The sequence below is a fragment of the Actinacidiphila alni genome, from assembly GCF_900112845.1.
Classification (GTDB): Bacteria; Actinomycetota; Actinomycetes; order Streptomycetales; family Streptomycetaceae; genus Actinacidiphila; species Actinacidiphila alni.
Genome location: NZ_FONG01000002.1, coordinates 581,565 through 597,003 on the forward strand (window position 1 = coordinate 581,565; position 15,439 = coordinate 597,003).

The 15,439-nt window shown below is 72.2% G+C and carries 9 protein-coding genes; 2 read left to right on the forward strand and 7 right to left on the reverse strand.

Annotated elements, in window-relative coordinates; all coding sequences use genetic code 11:
* Window positions 1–193: 193 nt before the first annotated feature.
* A complete protein-coding gene (locus BM076_RS05440; protein ID WP_407640619.1) occupies window positions 194–7,048 on the forward strand; it encodes a glycoside hydrolase domain-containing protein in 6,855 nt (2,284 codons plus the stop codon).
* Between the two features lie 83 nt (window positions 7,049–7,131).
* Here BM076_RS05440 and BM076_RS35960 read toward each other — a convergent pair whose 3' ends face one another.
* The gene (locus BM076_RS35960) at window positions 7,132–7,818 is read right to left on the reverse strand and encodes a hypothetical protein (protein WP_143120525.1); all 687 of its coding nucleotides are present in this window, start codon (window positions 7,816–7,818) and stop codon (window positions 7,132–7,134) included.
* A gap of 83 nt (window positions 7,819–7,901) precedes the next feature.
* Here BM076_RS35960 and BM076_RS05450 point away from each other — a divergent pair, with 83 nt between their 5' ends.
* Entirely contained in the window at window positions 7,902–8,396 is a 495-nt protein-coding gene (locus BM076_RS05450; RefSeq protein WP_245795732.1) for a MarR family winged helix-turn-helix transcriptional regulator, read from the forward strand.
* 44 nt (window positions 8,397–8,440) lie between these two features.
* Here BM076_RS05450 and BM076_RS35965 read toward each other — a convergent pair whose 3' ends face one another.
* The 6 genes from BM076_RS35965 to BM076_RS05480 form a co-directional block, all read right to left on the reverse strand.
* Window positions 8,441–8,893 carry a hypothetical protein gene (locus tag BM076_RS35965; RefSeq protein ID WP_245795733.1) on the reverse strand — a complete coding sequence of 151 codons (453 nt, stop codon included), beginning with the start codon at window positions 8,891–8,893 and terminating at the stop codon, window positions 8,441–8,443.
* Window positions 8,877–9,368, reverse strand: coding sequence for an RNA polymerase sigma factor (locus BM076_RS05460; protein ID WP_093712154.1), 492 nt, complete (start codon window positions 9,366–9,368; stop codon window positions 8,877–8,879). The genes BM076_RS35965 and BM076_RS05460 overlap by 17 nt, the downstream gene beginning before the upstream one ends.
* Window positions 9,369–9,441: 73 nt before the next feature.
* Window positions 9,442–10,068, reverse strand: coding sequence for a class F sortase (locus BM076_RS05465; protein WP_093712155.1), 627 nt, complete (start codon window positions 10,066–10,068; stop codon window positions 9,442–9,444).
* Window positions 10,065–10,448 carry a Tat pathway signal sequence domain protein gene (locus BM076_RS05470; protein WP_093712156.1) on the reverse strand — a complete coding sequence of 128 codons (384 nt, stop codon included), beginning with the start codon at window positions 10,446–10,448 and terminating at the stop codon, window positions 10,065–10,067. Before BM076_RS05470 ends, BM076_RS05465 begins: the two co-directional genes overlap by 4 nt.
* Window positions 10,449–10,623: 175 nt before the next feature.
* Window positions 10,624–13,257, reverse strand: a complete 2,634-nt coding sequence (locus BM076_RS05475; protein ID WP_093712157.1) for a valine--tRNA ligase — start codon at window positions 13,255–13,257, stop codon at window positions 10,624–10,626.
* Window positions 13,258–13,368: 111 nt separating this feature from the next.
* Window positions 13,369–15,423, reverse strand: coding sequence for a phosphocholine-specific phospholipase C (locus BM076_RS05480; RefSeq protein ID WP_093712158.1), 2,055 nt, complete (start codon window positions 15,421–15,423; stop codon window positions 13,369–13,371).
* Window positions 15,424–15,439: the final 16 nt, after the last annotated feature.

Sequence of the window (15,439 nt, forward strand, 5' to 3'; positions counted from 1 at the left end):
TGTTGTGCGGATTCCGTTCGCCCCTCGTACGCCTTCTCCGTGTCTGATGGTGGACGTCTGTGACTGCGGCGGTGATACTGCCGCTAGTCCACTGCCGTTCCGCTTCCGCACCGTCCGGCGCTGATCTTGACAACGTTGTCCAGAGATCGCGCGCCGGACGCGTACGGGAGTGCCATGCCGCCGGAGAGGTCACGTGCCCACCAGATCCGCATACCCACCGCCCGGCGCGCTGCCGCCCGGGACCGCCCGCCGCCGGCCGCGACCGCTGCGGACCACCGTCGCCGCGCTGCTCGCCGGCACCCTCGGCCTGGCCGCCCTCGCGGGCACGGCCGTCGCGGCGCCCGGCGCCGACTCGGCGAAGTCCGGCGGCAGTTCCAGCGGTACGGACTACACCAAGCTGGTCGACCCGTTCGTGTCGACGGCCGGCGACGACGGCAACGACCTGCCGGGCGCCGAGGCTCCGCACAGCCTGGCCAAGGTCAATCCGATGACCACGCCGAACCGCAACCACGCGGGCTACGACTACAACGAGGACCACATCGCGGGCTTCACCGCCACCGACCTCGACGGCGTCGGCGGTTCGGGCGGCGGCGGCGACCTGCTGGTGGTCCCGACGTCCGTGACGTACGACAAGCGGCCCGCGCCGGGCACGTACGCGCACAGCTACAGCCACGACGACGAGGACGCCTCGCCCGGTTACTACCGGGTCGGCCTCGGAAACGTCTCCGGCAGCGCGTCCGCCGTGACGCAGGGGCCGGGCACGATCGACGCCGAGACGACGGCGACGACGCGCACCGCGCTGGAGCGCTACCGCTTCCCGGCCGGTTCGAGCCCCGAACTCGTCCTGGACCTCGCGAACAACTTCACCAGCCGCACCCGCTCCACGCTGAAGGCGACGACGCTCCCGGACGGCACGACGTCGATCACCGGACTGATCGCGGGCTCCTTCAACGGGGCCTCGTACCAGATGTATTACGCGGCCACCACGAACGTGCCCGTCACGTCGCTGAAGAGCTGGGGCGCGAACGGCACGCTGAGCGACGCCACGTCGCAGGACGCCGCCGACACCGGCGCGGTGCTCGGCTTCGACAAGGCGGCGGGCGGCGACATCGAGCTGCGCGTCACGCTGTCGCCGATCAGCGCGGAACAGGCCGTCACCGACCAGAAGAACGAGGTCGGCAGCCTCACCTTCGACCAGGCGCGGGCCCGTACCAAGGCGGAGTGGAACAGCTCGCTCGGCGCGGTCGACGTGCACGCCTCGGCGGCGGCCGACCCGAAGTCGACGCTGACCAAGGAGTTCTACACGCACCTGTACCGGATGTACGCGCTGCCGGTGAACGCCACCAGCACCAGCGGGACTTACCGGGGCGCGGACGGCGCGGTGCACCGTACGAACGGCTTCACGTACTACGACGGCTGGTCCACCTGGGACGACTTCCGCAAGTATTCGGTGGAGGCGTACATCGACCCGGCCACGTACCGGGACATGGTGCAGTCGCTGATCGAGCTGTTCGCCGACGCGCACGCGGCGGGCAAGAGCCTGGGCAGCCTCACCCACTCGGTGCCGACGGTCCGTTGGGAACGCTCGGCGGTGGTGATCGCGGACGCGGTGTCGAAGGGCTACAAGAACTTCGACCGGCTGGACGAGGCGTATCCCGCGCTGCTGTCCTACGCCGGGTACTACACGGGCGCGCAGTTGCGGCAGGGCTACGTCTCAGGCGACCCGGGCACGACCGTGCAGCGCGGCTACGACCAGTGGGCGCTGTCGGTGATCGCGGGCGCGCTCGGCAAGGACGCGGACGCCGCCAAGCTGCGTACGCAGTCCACGATGGCGATCGACAACCTGGTCAAGTCCGGTGCCTGGACGGCGTCGGACGGCACGAAGGTCGGCCTGCTGACGCCGCGCGCGACCGGCGGCGACTGGCAGGCCGCGGACTACGAGAAGTTCGAGGCGGCCGGCCTCTACCAGGGCACGCTGTGGCAGTACCACTGGTACGACGCCTACGACATGGGCGGCCTGATCAAGGCGATGGGCGGCGCGAAGGCCGGAAAGGCCGCCGTGGAGCACATGTTCGGCGAGGACTCCGCCACGAACGACGGCTCCACGATGCTGCACTCCAACGCCAACGAGATCGACCTCCAGGCGCCGTACCTCTTCAACTACGTGGGCGAGCCGAGCCTGACGCAGAAGTGGGTCCGGCAGATCTACACCGGCAGCACCTGGAACCGCTACATCGCGACCGGCTCCACCAATGAAGCCCCCAGCGGCGGCGGCGAGTTCACCCCGCCGGTGAACACCCAGGTCTACAAGCTCGCCCCGGACGGCTTCCTGCCGACGATGGACAACGACGCGGGCACCATGTCCACGATGTTCGTCGCCGCGGCCCTCGGCCTGTTCCCGGTGACCGCGGGCTCCAGCCAGTTCCAGATCGGCAGCCCCTTCTTCGACTCCACGACGATCACCTACGCGAACGGCAGCCGCTTCACGGTCAAGGCCGACGGCGTCTCCGCCAGCAAGTTCTACGTGCAGGGCGCGACCCTCAACGGCAAGCGCTTCGACAACACCTGGCTGGACTATTCGCAGATCATCGCGGGCGGCACCCTGGACTTCACGATGGGCGCGAAGCCCTCGCAGTGGGGCGCCCGCACCCAGCCCGCGTATTCGCTCGACACCGACAACGGCGGTACGGGCGGCGGCAGTCACGGCGGTACGGTCGTCTCCGCGCGGCCCGCGAGCGTCGCGACCGGCACGGACGGCTCCGTCCACGGCAGCGTCCAGCTCACCCTGAACGGACCGGCGGACTTCGCCGCCCGCAAGGGCACCAGCCTCACCGGCACCGGGGCGGCGACCGTCACGGGACTGCCCGCCGGGGTCCGCGCCGATCTGCGCGTCGCCGGCCGGCAGACCGCGACGCTGAGCCTTTCCGGCACGGCGAAGACCGACGCGCGGTACACCATCGCCTTCCGCGACACGGCCTTCGCGCACGGCACGCGCGCCTCGACCGTGACCGGCACCGGAGTCTCCGCGACCGACCCGCTGCTGCTGTCGGCCGCGGCGGTCTACCGGGCGGGCCTGAGCACGCTGGTGGACCAGGCGTCCCTGGTGCGCAGCGGCAATTACTCCGACGGCTCCTGGCAGGTGTTCACCGCGGCGCTGGAGCACGCCAGGACTGTGCTCGCGGACACCGCGTCCGGGACCGGCACCCTGATGGCCGCGCAGGACAACCTGGAGTCGGCCGTCGCGGCGCTCACCATCGACGAGGGCGGCTACGCCGTCCTCCAGGCCGAGAGCCCGGACCAGAAGGAGGGCCCGAGCCTGGTCAGCGAGGCGTACTACTCCGACGGCGACCTCGGCGGTGTCACCGAGGGCGCCTGGGAGCGGTACAACAAGCTGGACTTCGGCGGCGTCGCGCCGCGCAGCGTCTCCGTGCGGTACGCCAACTCGCAGGCCACGACGGCGAAGCCGAGCAGCGTCGACATCCACGCGGGCGGCGCGGACGGCCCGGTCGTCGCCGCCGTGTCCCTGCCGGGCACGGGCAGTTGGCAGAACTACACCACCGTCCAGGCCGACATCACCGACCCGGACGTGCTGCTGTCCGCGGGGAGCGCGACCTTCGTCTTCCACGCCCCGGCCGGCCAGCAGTGGGTGGCGAACTTCGACCGCTACCAGTTCTCGCCGAACCCGGTCACGTCCTCGCCCGTCACCACGCTCGCCACGCTGGGCGCGACCAACACCACGGCGACCGGCGACGGTTCGCTGCCGCTGAAGGTCTCCGGCGGCATCTTCGAGAACGTCACCAACGGCGCCTGGGCGCAGTGGAAGGGCACCGACCTGGGTGACGGCGCGGACACCGTGACCGTCAGCTACGACAAGCCGCAGTCGCGGGCCGCCTCGGACTCGCGGATCGAGCTGCACCTCGGCTCGAAGGACGGCGCGAAGACCGTCACCGTCCCGCTGGACTACACCGGTTCCGGCTGGGGCACGGTCGCCTCGACGTCCGTGCGGCTCGACCCGGGTGTCTTCGCCGGCGTCCAGGACGTGTACGCCGACTTCGTCTCCGGCACGCAGACGTCCGACCAGCCGTACGTGGCCAACGTCTACTCGCTGACCCTGACCAGGGCCGCCGACACCCCGGCCGGCTTCGACGCCACCGCGTGGAAGTCCAACAGCGGCGGCGGCCTCAAGAGCGAACCGGTCGGCTGGACCGACGCGGGCACCACCACCGACCTCGGCGGCACGTACGACGGGGCGTGGCTCGACTACGGCGACATCGACTTCGGCAGCTCGCCGAAGACCACCGTCACCCTGACGTACGTCAACAACGCGGCGCGCTGCGGCACCGGTTCGGCCGTCCAGCTCTACCTGGACTCCTTCGACGCCGCGAACCCCGGCACGCCGTACGCGACGATCCCGCTGCCCGTCACCGGCAGCGCCTGGTCGTCCGGCGGCACGACGAGCCTGACGCTGCCGAAGGCGATCACGGGCACGCACGGCGTCCACCTGCGGCTGACCACCACCCCGGACTCCTCGCACCCGTACGTCGCGAACCTGGGCCGGATCACCTTCAGCCATGTGGACGCGCCGGCCGCCACGGACACGACGGCGCTGCGCAAGGCCATCGAGCAGTACGCGGGCCTGTCCGACGACGCGGCGCGCTACGACACCATCGACTTCGGGGTGTTCCAGCGCGAACTGGCCGCCGCACGCGCCCTCGTGGACGCGGACGGCGTCACCCAGCTGGAGGTCGACAACCAGACCCGCAGCCTGACGCTCGCCGCCAACCAGCTGATCCCGCTGCCGCGGCTGACGCTGGAGAGCCTGGTCGCGACCGCGTCCGCGCTCGACAACGCGCGCTACACGGACGCCAGTTGGTCCGCCTTCACCTCCGCGCTCGCCGCCGCGAAGGCCGCGGTCGCGGACACCGGAAGCACGGACGCGGTGCTCACCGCGCGGTACGACGCCCTGAAGCGGGCGGTCGCCGGGCTGCGGACGAAGCCGAAGACGGTGCCGGACGTGCCCGGCGCGGTGTCGGCGACGTCCTCCGGTACGAGCGTGACCGTCGCCTGGGCCGCGCCCGCGGACGACGGCGGTTCGCCCGTCACCGGCTACAAGGTCAGCCTCAGCGACGGGCAGCAGGTCACGGTCGCCGACGCGGGCAGCCGCGCCACGACCTTCACCCGGCTGCCGGCCGGCCGCTCGTACACCGCGCGCGTCCAGGCGGTGAACGCCGTCGGCACGTCACGGCAGAGCCCCGCCACCGCGCCCGTGGTGACCGGCGGCGGCAGGCCGCAGCACCCGCACACCACCGGGGTCGTCACCCACGGCAAGCAGGTCCGCGTGACCTGGCAGCCGGCCGGCGACGGCGGCTTCCCGGTGATCGGCTACACCGTGGCCCTGGACGACGGCACCACCGTCCACGTCCCCGGTACGGCGACCTCCGCGCTGCTGACCGCGAGGAGCGGGGCGAAGGCGCACACGGCGGGCGTGACGGCGGTGACGCTCGCGGGCACGTCGGCGGACACGGCGTCCTCGGCCCCGGTCGCGACGGCCGCCTCCGACACGTACACCCCGACCCCGTTCCCCGACGACACGCTCAACGCCGCGTACAGCTCGGACAAGTGGCCGGCCACCGGTGACGGCACCGACTACTTCAACGACCTGCTCAGCGGTTTCGACCACCTCGGCAGCGACATCCTGGCGCCCAACTCCAAGGTCGCCAACGGCACCGCTCTCACCGCCGAGAACGACCTGATCGACGTGAGCATCAACAACGCGGCCACGCAGAAGGAGGTGGACCGCGCCGAGGTCGACGCGACCCACAGCGCCACCGTCACCATGGCCGACGGCCTCGGCTCGCGGCTCGGCCAGATCTACGCCGACGCCCTGAACAGCGGCCAACTGCCCAAGACCAACGCCCTGTTCGGCCGGGTCACCAAGAGCCTGGACACCCACGACGCGGCCAAGGACCACTTCGGCTACCTGCGGCCGTACGTACGGCTCGGCTTCGTCGGCGACGGCGGCGACATCTACGAGTCGCAGGACGGCTCGTACAGCGGTCTGGCCGGCAGCGGTTCGTACCCCAGCGGTCACACCTACGGCGGCTACGAGGCGGGCACGATCCTCGCCACGCTGCTGCCGGAGCTGGCGCCGTCGATCCTGGCGCGCACCTCGGAATACGGCAACAACCGCCTGATCCTCGGCTTCCACTACCCGCTGGACGTCATGGGCGGCCGGATCAGCGGCCAGGCCACCGTCGCGCACCGCTGGGCGGACCCCGACTTCGCCGGGCTGCTGATGCAGGCGCACACCGAGATCGAGAACGTGCTGCTCCAGCAGTGCGAGAAGGAGGGCTACGGCGACACGCTCACGGCCTGCGCGGGCGACCCCTACGCCGGGCTCAGCACGGCGCAGGACGTCGACCTGTACACGCAGCGGCTCAGCTACGGCTTCTCGCGGGTCGGCAAGGCCGGGCAGGATCTCACGGCGCCCGCGGACGCCGCGGCCCTGCTGACCACCGCCTTCCCCGACCTCACGGCCGAGCAGCGCACCCAGGTCATCGAGCAGACCGCCACCGACTCCGGCTACCCGCTGGACCTCACCGGCGGTTCCGCGGACGGCGGCGCGAGCTGGGAGCGGGTCAATCTCGCGGCGGCGATGGCGGCGCACGTCGTCGTCAACGCCGACGGGTCGGTGACGGTGACCAACATCGCCGACGCGACCAGGGCGAGCGTCGCCGACGCCGACGCGATCACCGTCGGCGGGGTGCGGATCGACGGCTTCGACCCGGCGGTCTCCACGTACGTCGTCGACTGGCCGACGAACACCAGGCTCCCGTCGCTGACCGCCGTCCCGGCCGTGGCCGGAGCGCGGGTGAAGGTCACCGACGGCAGTACGGTGCTCGGTTCGTCGGGGCCGCGGTCCCGGTTCCCGACGCGCACGATCACCATCACCTCGGCCAACGGTTCGGTCACGCGTACGTACTCCGTCGGCTTCCACCTCACCAGCCCGAACCACGGGCCGAGTTGGGGAGGCGGCAAGGGGCACTGACGCCTGACGCCCGACTGTCCCCGGCCCCTCCGGCCCGGCCGCGCGCTCCCTCGCGCGGTAGGGCCCGGAGGGGCCCTTTCACGTCAGCCGTGGTCGTGGGTGGCCACCGGCCGGACCGGGGGGAGCGCGGGCGGTCCGCCGGCGGTACCGGCCGTGGCCAGGCGCCGTATCGACTCCGGGATCGCGCCGACGGTGAAGGCGTGGACGGCGGGTCCGACGCGCACGGTGACGAAGGACGCCTCCGCCGGCACCTCGGCGGGCAGCGCGAACGCGTGCTCCCCGGCGGCGAGAGGGCCGTCGCCCGCGGTCACGCGCAGGGAGGTGCTGGTGGGCTCGGGCGGGGCGAAGGAACTGATCCACCAGGCGTCCACGGTGACGTCGGCGGGTTCGCGGAGGGTGAGGCGCACCGTACGCGTCGCGGCGTCGTACCGCGCGTCGTCGGGTGTGCCCGGGGCGCTCGACGCGGCGCCCTCGACCTGGGCGGCGACGAGGCCGGGGATGCCGGCGAGGCCCTGGACGAAGACGACGCGGCCGTTGGACCGGGAGATCTCGTCCATGAGCTGCTGCTTGGCGGGCGGCGGGACCATGCCGCCGAAGACGACGATGTCGAGGGCGGTGCTGTCGTACGCCGTCAGGACGTCGGCGAACAGGTTGGTCGCGTCGGCGCGGAAGCCCTTGCCGCGCAGGAGGTCCGCGGCGCCGGTGATCACGCCGGGACTCCTCCCGACGATCAGGACGCGCGGGTTCGCGGGCATGGTCGGCTGGTCCATTGGTCGGTCTCCCGTCCGGAATGAATGTTGGTGCGACCAACATAGCAAGTGTTGGCCGCACCAACAATTGATATCGTCTGTCCATGCCGAAGAGCCACCCGCCGCAGCACCCCATGAGCCCCCCTGGGGGCCGCGCGCCCGCCCGCCTCGAAGACCGCACGACCTGGCTGATCAGCCGCGCCTTCGCCCGTTCCTCCGGGCTGCTCGCCGCCGCGTTCGAGTCGTCCGGGCGGGGCCTGCGCGGCTACCACTACCGCCTCCTGGCAGCCCTCGACGAAAGCGGCCCCGCCAGCCAGGCCGACCTCGGCCGCGCGACCGGGATCGACCGCAGCGACGTCACGGCGGCCCTGTCCGACCTGGAGTCCCACGGCCTCGTCGAACGCTCCGTCGACCCCGACCACCGGCGCCGCAAGATCGTCACCATCACCGCGCCCGGCGCCGCCCGGCTGACGGAACTCGACGCCGTCGTGGACGCCGTCCAGGACCGCCTCCTGGCCCCCCTGACCGCCGCCCAACGCCGCCAGTTCCTCGCCCTGTTGACGAAACTCCTCCCGGCGGACGACGCCCCGCCGTCATAACGGCGCCCCGCTCCCCGTGGCGCGCCGAACGCGACGCGGGGCCGTCAACGGGCGGGGAGGGACGAGGGTGTTGTGGGGAGCGGGTCGAGGGGGGCCGTGGCCGGGGAGGACGGCGGGGTGGCCCATTGGGAGGGGGAGGCCGTGGGGGAAGCGGACTGATTCGTGGGGGTCGCCGTGGGGGCGGGGGAGACGTCGGCCGGGGGAGAGGTCGTGGTCGGGGGCGGCGGTGGTGGGGCCGCGGGCATCGTGGGGGCGGGTGGGCCGGACGGGCGCAGGGGGAGGGCGATCAGGGCGGCCGCCGCGGCGGCCAGGGTGACGCCGACCGTGATGCGCAGCCGGCGGCGACGGGCGGCGCCACGGCGGATCCGCTCGTAGCGGCCGGGGGGCAGACCGAGGAGGCCGGGGGCGGGCCGGAGGATGACGGTGAGCGGGTCGTCGGGATCGACGAAGTCCTCGCCGTCGAAGTCCTGACCGTCGTCGTCAGACCGTGTGATCAAGGCTTCTCCTCAGATGGGCGCGGAGCAGTTCCCTGGCCGTGTGCAGGTCGGACATCACGGTGCCCTTTCTGCGGCCGGTGAGCAGGGATATCTCGTGGACCGACAGGTCGGCGTAGTAGTGCAGCAGGATCGGTACGCGCAGCCGTTCCGGCAACGACTGCACCAGCATCCGCAGCGAGGGGTCGGCCGGTTCGGGCGGCGGCCGGACGGCGGCTTCCGCGGTGGCCCGGCGGACGGCCCGGCGTTCGCGCTCCAGCCTGCGCCAGTGGTCCCGTACGAGATTGGTGGCGGTGACATAGAGGAAGCCGCGTGGCTCGGCCACGGCCGTCCAGCGCGCCCAGAGCCGGGTGAAGGCTTCCGAGGCGATCTCGTGCGCCGTTTCGTCGTCGTCGACCAGCCGGCGGCACCAGCCGGCCAGGCGCGGGTAGAAGGCGACGAACAGCTCGGACGCTGCCTTCTCGCGGGACCGTTTCAACGCTCTCCATGTCGGGGTCGCACAGGTGCGGGCGGTCCGGAGCCCGGATTCCGGGCCCCGGGCGGGGTGCGCGTCAGGAGCCCGCCGGGGCCAGCTCGGCGAAGACGATCACGTTGTCGAGGTAGCCGGACCCCGAGCGCGGGCCGCCGCAGGTGATCAGCCGCAGTTCGGGCCGGTCCACGTCCCCGTAGACCGCCGCCGTCGGGAAGTCCGACTTGGCGACCGTGCGGACGCCGGTGACGGTGAACTCCGGTTGTGAGCCGTTCTCCAGGCGCGCCACGATCCGGTCGCCCGGCCGCAGCCGGGCGAGGTGGCGGAAGACGCCGTCGCCGTAGGCGCCGACCGTGACGTGGGCGAGGATCACCGACGGGCCGGTCTGGCCGGGCGTCGGCGAGTACCGGTACCAGCCGGCCTCGTCGTGCGCCGCGATCGGCGGGACCTCGACGGTGCCGTCCGCCGCCAGCCCCAGCTGCATGACCGGGGTGTCGACCCCGATCGCCGGGATCCGGAGCCCGACCGGGATCGAACGCGCCAGCGCCCGTACGGGGTTGGCCGGTGGCCGCGAACTCCCCGTCGTATGAAGGGGAGTTGTCGTGGGTCCGCCGGTCCCGGAGGGGTGCGCCGCGCGGGCGCCGCCGCAGCCGGTGAGCAGCGCGCCCGCGGCCGCGGCGGTGAACGCCCGCCTGGACAGCGGTGTCACGCCCCGGTCGCCCGCCTGCGCCGTACGACGAGGACGGCGCCGCCGCCGAGGGCGAGCGCGGCGGCCGCGCCCGCGCCGATCAGCCCGCCGTCGGCACCTGAGGAGTGCGACGACACCGGCGCCACACCGGTGTTGGGCGCCCCCTGCGGCACCGCGGCGACCTGCCCGGGCGCCGTGGACTCGGCCGGCGCCGCGGTGCCGGGAGCGTCGGAGGGTACGGCGGTGGGCGCGGCGCCCGGAGCCTGCGAAGGCGCGGTCGACGCGGTCTGCGAGACGGTCGGCGACGGCGTCGGGGACGCCCCGTCGGCGAACGCGGGCACGCTGCCCGCCAGCACGGCGGTGCACGCCAGTGCCACGGCGCTCAGGACAGTACGGCGCATGGGTCGCTCACTTTCGTCGGTCCGCCCGCCCGGTCACGCGCCGGGCTGTGGAATGCGGATCGACTGAAAAGACGGAGCGACGGAGGAACGGATTGTAAAGACCGGGCAAAGTCGCCGGGAGGCGGTCCGGAGCGGGACCGGCGGGCGGCCGTCCGCCGCCCGCCTCCGCTGGGGGCTACTCCTGCGGAAGCCCGCTCAACTGGGCCCGGATACGGGCGATGTCGGCCTCCGCCGTCGCCAGCCGGCCGCGGATCTTCTCGACGACCTGGTCCGGTGCCTTGGCCAGGAACGCCTCATTGCCGAGCTTCTTCCCGGCGTCGGACTTCTCCTTCTCTGCGGCGGCCAGGTCCTTGGTGAGCCGCTTGCGTTCGGCGGCCACGTCGATCGTGCCGGACAGGTCGAGGGCGACGGTGACACCGGCGACCGGCAGCGAGGCGGTGGCGGAGAAGCCGTCGCCCTCGGGCTGGAGGCGCAGGAGTTGGCGGACGGCGGCCTCGTGCGGCGCCAGCGCGGTGCCGGCCGCGTCGAAGCGGGCCGGGACCTTCTGGCCGGGCTGGAGGCCCTGGTCGGAGCGGAAGCGGCGGACCTCGGTGACGACCTGCCGGACGAGCGCGATCTCCGCCTCGGCGGCCGCGTCCCGGAAACCGCTGTCGCGCGGCCAGTCCGCGACGACCAGCGATTCGCCGCCGGTCAGCGTCGTCCACAGCGTCTCGGTGACGAAGGGCACGACCGGGTGCAGCAGCCGCAGGGTGACGTCGAGGACCTCGCCGAGGACGCGGGCCGAGACCGCGGCCTGCTCGCCGCCGGCGAAGAACGTCGTCTTGGACAGCTCCACGTACCAGTCGAAGACCTCGTCCCACGCGAAGTGGTAGAGCGCGTCGCTGAGCTTCGCGAACTGGTAGTCGTCGTAGTACGCGTCCGCCTCGGCGACGACCGTGTTCAGCCGCGACAGGATCCAGCGGTCGGCCGCCGACAGCCGTTCCACCGGCGGGAATTCGCCCTCGACGGTGGCGCCGTTCATCAGCGCGAAGCGCGTCGCGTTCCAGATCTTGTTGGCGAAATTGCGGGACGCCTGGACCCAGTCCTCGCCGATCGGCACATCGGTACCGGGGTTGGCGCCGCGCGCGAGCGTGAAGCGGACGGCGTCGGAACCGTAGGCGTCCATCCAGTCCAGCGGATTCACGGTGTTGCCGAAGGACTTCGACATCTTCTTGCCGAACTCGTCGCGCACCATGCCGTGCAGGGCGATCGTGCGGAAGGGCGGGACGCCGTCCATCGCGTAGAGGCCGAACATCATCATCCGGGCGATCCAGAAGAACATCAGGTCGTAGCCGGTGACGAGCACGGAGTTCGGGTAGAACTTCTCCAGATCCGCGGTCTGTTCGGGCCAGCCGAGCGTGGAGAACGGCCACAGGCCGGAGGAGAACCAGGTGTCCAGGACATCCGTGTCCTGCGCCCAGCCCTCGCCGCCCGGCGGTTCCTCGTCGGGTCCGACGCAGACGGTCTCGCCGTCCGGGCCGTGCCAGACGGGGATGCGGTGGCCCCACCACAACTGCCGTGAGATGCACCAGTCGTGCATGTTGTCGACCCAGTCGAAGTAGCGCTGCGCCATGTCGGCCGGGTGGATCGCGACGCGGCCGTCCCGTACGGCGTCGCCCGCGGCCTTCGCCAGGGACTCGACCTTGACCCACCATTGCAGCGACAGCCGCGGCTCCAGCGTGGTCCTGCACCGCGAGCAGTGGCCGACGGAGTGCGCGTACGGGCGCTTCTCGGCGACGATCCGGCCCTCGGCGCGCAGCGCGGCGACGATCGCGGAGCGCGCCTCGAAACGGTCGAGGCCCTGGAAGGGGCCGTGCGCGGTGATGACGCCGCGTTCGTCCAGGACGCCGATCGACTCCAGGCCGTGCCGCTGCCCGATGGCGAAGTCGTTGGGGTCGTGGGCCGGTGTCACCTTGACGGCGCCGGTGCCGAACTCCGGGTCCACATGGGCGTCCGCGACGACCGGAATGCTGCGGTCGGTCAGCGGCAGCCTGATCCGCTTGCCGACCAGGTGGGCGTAGCGCGCGTCGTCCGGGTGGACGGCCACGGCGGTGTCGCCGAGCATCGTCTCGGCGCGGGTCGTCGCGACGACCACCGTCTCGTCCCCGTCGCCGTACCTCAGCGACACCAACTCGCCGTCGTCGTCCTGGTAGTCCACCTCGATGTCGGAGATGGCCGTCAGACAGCGCGGGCACCAGTTGATGATCCGCTCGGCCCGGTAGATCAGGCCGTCGTCGAACATCTTCTTGAAGACGGTCTGCACGGCCCGCGACAGGCCCTCGTCCATGGTGAAGCGGTCGCGGTTCCAGGCCACGCCGTCGCCCAGGCGCCGCATCTGGCCCGCGATCTGCCCGCCGGATTCCGCCTTCCACTGCCAGACCCGCTCGACGAACGCCTCGCGGCCCAGGTCGTGGCGGGACGTGCCCTCCTTGGCCAGTTCGCGCTCGACGACGTTCTGCGTGGCGATGCCGGCGTGGTCCATGCCGGGCTGCCACAGCGTCTCGTACCCCTGCATCCGCTTGCGCCGGGTGAGCGCGTCGATGAGGGTGTGCTCGAAGGCGTGGCCGAGGTGGAGCGAGCCCGTGACGTTCGGCGGCGGGATGACGATCGCGTACGCGGGCCTGCCGCTCTTGGCGTCCGCCTCGAAGTAGCCGCGCTCCACCCAGCGCTCGTACAGCGGTACCTCTACCTCGGCCGGAACGTACTGGGTCGGCAGTTCGGGGGTACGCGTCGGCCCGCTGTCGGGGCGCTGGGGGGTGTTGTCGGTCACAGAGGGCATTCTACGGTCGCGGCTCCGGCGGAACGGGCTCCGGCGGAACGGGCTCCCGCGGAACGGGCCCCGGCGGGACGGGCCGCCGGGAGCGCGGAGCCGGGTGACCGCTCAGCCGCTGACGCTGGGCGCGCCCGTCTCCACATGGCCGGTGAAGCGCTGCGACCAGGTGGTGTCGGCCGTGGTGCTGACGGTCAGGTCGTACCAACCGCCGTTGTACAGCACGGCGTTGAAGTAGTCGGTGACGGAACCGCCGGCCGGGACCGTGTAGTGCCAGGGGCCGTCGCTCCGGTACTGGCCGGCGGTGATGGTGACGGGGAGGGCCGCGGTGCCCGCGTTGGCCAGGACGAAGCGGACGGCGAGGGTGCCGGAGCCGGGGTCGACGGCGTAACGGACGGTGACGGTCAGGTCCTTGCCGGGCTTGCCGGTGTCGCCCTGGAAGCGGCGCAGGAAGCGGTTGGGGCCGACGACGGACAGGTCGTAGGCGCCCGCGCCGTAGCCCGTGCCGACGTTGAAGAAGTCCTCGGCCGTGCTGCCCGCGTCGAGCGTGTACTGCCAGGGGCCGCCGCCGCGGTGCGCGTTGGCGTACGCGGCCAAGTGGGTCGCCGCCGTACCGGAGTTGGCGAAGGACAGCCACACCTTCTGGACGCCGCCGGAGCCGTACTCGATCCGGTTCAGGTCGGCGACCGGCTGGTACGGCAGGGCGCGCGCGTGCCGTGTGCCGGACTCCTGGGCGGGCAGCGCGTTGGCGACCGGGGCGGGGTTGGGCAGCCCGGCACAGGTGACCAGGGCGATACCGGTGGAGGTGTCGGGCAGCGCGGGCAGCCCGAAGACGGGGTGCGCGAAGTCGAAGACCCCGGTCAGGTCGCCGCAGACCTTGCGCCGCCAGGCGCTGATGTTGGGGCACGCGGCGGGCTTGCCGATCGCCGCCGTCCACTTCTCCAGGAAGCGCAGGACGGAGGTGTGGTCGGCGGTCTGCGAATTCACCCAACCGCCCCTGCTCCACGGCGAGATGGCGATCATCGGGACGCGGAAGCCAAGGCCGGTGTTGGTGCCGCCGAGGAATTCCCCGTCGGTGCCCGCGGGTGCGGCGGGCGGCGGGACATGGTCGAAGAAGCCGTCATTTTCGTCGTAGTTGAGGAAGACGATGGTCGAGTCGAAGACGGCGGGGTCGGCGTTGAGTGCCTGGAGCACCAGGTGGACGAAGTGGGCGCCGTTGGCCGGGGTGGCGTAAGGGTGCTCGGAATAGTCCTGGTTGGGCACGATCCAGGAGACCTGCGGCAGCGTGCCCGCCCGGACGTCGGCCGCGATGGCGTCGGCGATGTCGGCGGCGACGTCCCCGGGCTTGGTGGTGCCCTTCGGCACCGTGCTCATGCCCTTGGTGCGCAAGGGACTTCCGGCGGGCGCGGAGGTGAACTGCTTGAAGTACGCGAGGCCGTTGTCGCCGTAGTTGTCGCTCGCCTGGTACACCTTCCAGCTCACGCCCGCGCTCTCCAGCGCCTCCGCGTACGTCTGCCAGGTCAGGCCCGATTCGTCGCCGCCGTCCTTCGACGCGTCGGAGATCTTCCCGCTCCACAGGAAGGTGCGGTTCGGGCCCGTGGCGGTCAGTCCGGACGCGTGATAGGCGTCGCAGACGGTCCAGTTGTCGGCCAGCGCGAAGTGGAACGGGATGTCGTCGCGGGTGAGGTGGCCGAGCGTGCGGACATTGCCCTTGGCGGCCACCCACGAGTCGAGCCGGCCGCCGTTCCACGCCTGGTGCTGGGTGGACCAGCTGTGGTCGAGGTCGCCGTTGCACTGCGCGAGGCGCTCGGGGTCCGCGCCGCCGGCCGGCTCCGTCGCGCTGAACTGCCAGGGGTACTGCCGCCCTGAGCCGTTGGGCTGGTTGAACACGCTGTAGCCGCCGGGGAGTTGGATCGCGGCGCGGTCGGCGAAGCCGCGTACGCCCTTCAGCGTCCCGAAGTAGTGGTCGAAGCTGCGGTTCTCCTGCATGAGGATCACGATGTGCCGGGCGTCGGCGAGGGTGCCGGTGGCGGCGGGCGCGGCCTCCGGAGCGGGCCGTACGGCGTCCGCGGCGGCGGAGTCCTGGACGCCCGCGGCACCCACGGCGCCGACCGCGGCGGCACCCGCCGACAGCGACACGAACTTGCGGCGGCTCAGCTCGGTCATGTGATCGTCCTCGTCT